General features: G+C 65.2%; 2 protein-coding genes and 1 pseudogene. 2 read left to right on the top strand and 1 reads right to left on the bottom strand.

The window, feature by feature from the left end:
• The first annotated feature begins 876 nt into the window (after window positions 1–876).
• The gene (locus ACIBK4_RS50430) at window positions 877–1,575 is read left to right on the top strand and encodes an SDR family oxidoreductase (RefSeq protein ID WP_307627137.1); all 699 of its coding nucleotides are present in this window, start codon (window positions 877–879) and stop codon (window positions 1,573–1,575) included.
• Window positions 1,576–1,695: 120 nt separating this feature from the next.
• Window positions 1,696–2,090, top strand: a pseudogene (locus tag ACIBK4_RS50425) (transposase); the annotation flags it as partial.
• Window positions 2,091–2,199: 109 nt separating this feature from the next.
• Here ACIBK4_RS50425 and ACIBK4_RS50420 read toward each other — a convergent pair.
• On the bottom strand, window positions 2,200–2,937 hold the full coding sequence (locus ACIBK4_RS50420; RefSeq protein ID WP_399006956.1) for a LuxR C-terminal-related transcriptional regulator: 738 nt from the start codon (window positions 2,935–2,937) through the stop codon (window positions 2,200–2,202).
• Window positions 2,938–3,270: the final 333 nt, after the last annotated feature.

Here is a 3,270-nt window from a genome sequence, read left to right as displayed (position 1 = left end):
GCGAACGTTCACGTGACGAACTGGAAGCGGACCAGCACGCGTACTCCGAGCAGTCTCTCGAAGTCGATGGCAGTGGGCAGCGGGCAGTGAGCTGCGGGAACCCGCCGCGCTCTCCGTGCGGTCAGGATGCGAGGAGTTCCACGCTAATTCCAGCCGATATCGCCATCGCCGGCCTGCACCGCGCTCGAACCGGCCGTAGACGCCGCAGTGACGGAGGGAGAGAACGACCCGTGCCCGATGGCTATCGCCACTGCCACACCGACGAATCCGCCAATGAATGCGACACGTACGGTGCGGGTCATACGGGTCAACGCTGAACGAACATGCATGATGAATCTACCCATTCACTGAGGTTCACTGGACATGAGATGGAAGGTCGGCTCGGCTCCTGCCATCTCGAACCTCCGAGAGGCCCCCCGGCTCCTAGGCTCAATCTTTTCCACCGCCACCCCAGCAGACAAGGGCCCCAGATGGCTCCGGTTCCTGCACGAATCGTCACGGTGCGTGACGGGCTGCCGGGGCGGAGGGCGGTCGTACTCAAAGTGGAGCAGGACCAGGGCGGCCTTGGTCGTACCGCTTCGCGGCCTGGGACAGCTCGGTTCGGATTCCGCAGGTCAACGTGGGTGGCGAGAACGTGCTCACTCCACGTCATCTGCACACACGGCCTAGTAACATCGCGGTCGACTACAGCAGTTGATCGTCGCCGGGACAGCCGAGGCGTCCTCCGACCGACCGCACAACCGCCCTTTCGTCTGTCACGGCGTCCCGGAACTCGGCGGAAACTTGGCGTGATTCGCGGATCACGCGTCGGTCGGCCGAACGGCGCCCGGAGCCCTGACACGTCGTCGATGCCGCCATCACTCAGGAGGCCGCCCCATGGAACCCGTCACGTTGATCACAGGTGGTTCGAGCGGAATCGGTGCGGCCACTGCCCGCGCCCTGCTCAAGCAAGGTCACTTCGTGGCGATCACCGGCCGCGATGCCGATCGGCTGGCCGCATTCGCCGCCTCGGCCGGAGCGGGGGAACGGCTGTTGACCATCAGCGGTGACGCCAGTGACGAGAACCATGTCGCCTCCGCCGTGAGTCAAGTCGTGGGCGCCTGGGGCCGGTTGGACACGGTGATCGCCAACGCCGGGTTCTCCCTGCCCGGCACCCTGGAGGACCACGACCCGCAGGCGATGCGTGCCATGGTTCTCACCAACGTCCTCGGCCCCGCTCTGCTGGTGCGTGAGACGCTGCCGCACCTCAGGGAGTCCAAGGGCCGGATCGTGATCGTCGGTTCGGTCGCGGGGACCAGGAACACGCCCGGCAACCTGTACTCCGTCACCAAGTGGGCCACGCACGCCCTGGTCGAGAACGTCCGGCTCCTGGTCGCCAAGGACAGGGTCGGCGTCACCCTCGTCGCCCCGGGAGTGGTGGACACCCCGTTCTGGGACGAGCGTGGCGGCTGCCCCGAGGCGGCACCGGCACTGACCGCCGAACAGGTCGCCGAGACGATCCTCTTCGCCGTCAACCAACCTGGAAGCGTGGACATCAACCACCTCACCGTGCGACCTGCCGGCCAGGTCAACTGACCTCGTTCGGGGGGGGGCGGGGGAGGCAACGACAGGCGACGGGACCGTTGATCCCGTCGCCTGTCGTTTTGATCGTCTTCGTGCCGCCCGCCGGGGTTCGTGCCACCCGCTGGTCTTCGTGTGGTCTTCGTGCTGACCGAGGGGCAGGCCGCCGACAGCCCACAGTTCATCCCCGTGTTCAAGAAATGACGGGTTCGCGGGCCGGTCGGCCGTCCCCGCACCCGGCCCGACGCGGTAGCCGGGACAAGGCCTACTCGTCCCCCGGCAACCGCGCCCACGTGCGAAAGCGCCGCATCAAGGCCGTCATCCCGGAGAGGAGGGGCCAGGGCGGCCGACCCGTCGGCCACGACGCCGGCCTCTACAAGGAGCGAAACACCGTCGAGCGCCTGATCGACAAGCTGAGAGCCCGGCGAGGCATCGCCACCCGGTATGACAGGACCCCGGAAAGCCACCTCGCCGGCCTCCACCTCCGTGGCCCTCTGACCTGGATGAAGGACCTCGCCCGGCCCCAATGATCACGCCTATCTACGTGCCCTAAGCGTGTGTCGCGGTCAGCCACGACGCGGCGCCCCGACCCCGCCGAAGCGTCGACATCAGGCCCGGCCGGCTGTTGGACCCGCGGGGTCACGTGCTTTCGGCTCTGCCCCAGAGGTAGCCCATCTGTATCCGGTTGTGTGCCTCAAGCTCTTGCTTCATACCGGCGATGTGGCTCCGCAACGACCGCTCGCTGATGCCGAGCCGCCGGGCTATCTGCTTGTCCGGGTAGCCCTTGATCAGCAGGCGCTTGATCGAGTCGCGCATGGCGGGCATGACCTCTCTTGCCGCCATCGCCGCATGATTGGGGACGAACGGGAAGGGCTGTGCCCGGTCCCACGACCTGTTGAACATGTCGCGGAGAAAGCTGACGACGGCCGGCTCGCTCACCGCGACCGCAGAGGTACGGTCGGCATTCGCGGCGATGAAGGCGACGTCGTCCACGATGATGAGGCGGTCGAAGAATTCATCGAGCGTACGGACCGAAGCTCCGAGTTTCGTCACCTCCTGGACATATTCTTTTGTCGCCTCGTCGAAACGCGTCGTGTGCTGATAGAGAGTCCGCATTGCGACACCTGCGGCTATATGGCGCCGCACGCCTTCCAGGGCGTCGTCAAGAACTTCCCTCGGGCGAGGACCGTCCGGCTGCGCGGTGAGAATTTCCCGCCTGGAGCCCGACAGGGCGTCATCAATGGCCTGACCGATGGTGGACAGGCCGTGAATTTTGCGGATATCCGAGTTCTCGCCGGTGGCCGCGAACGACAGGTCGTGCAGTCGGCTGGCCTGCTCATCGACGAGTCGACTCAGGCCCGTCAGGTGTTTTGCCATTCCTTGGACGAACTCTTCCGACTTCGTCAGACCGGTGGGCGGAGCAGTGTGACGGTGGTTACGTTCAGTGCCCTCTTCGTTACTCGTGGTGTTTGGGCTTGTCATGAGTCCCCGTTTTTTCGTTTTTGTTCCCTATTGGATCCCGCGAACATCGGCAGTGCAGGAACCGGAGCCATCTTAGGGCCTTGCCTGCTGGGGCGGCGATGGAAGGATAAGGATTGAGCCTTGTAGCCGGAGGCCTCTCGGAGGTTGGCGTTGGCGGGAGCCGATCCGACCTTCTACCTCATGCCCAGCGAGTCTCGATGAACGGATAGATTCATCATGCATGTTCAT

Source organism: Streptomyces sp. NPDC050528 (assembly GCF_044457795.1).
Lineage (GTDB): Bacteria > Actinomycetota > Actinomycetes > Streptomycetales > Streptomycetaceae > Streptomyces.
The sequence above is the reverse complement of the archived record's forward strand: the minus strand, read 5'-3'. Positions and strand labels throughout refer to the sequence as shown.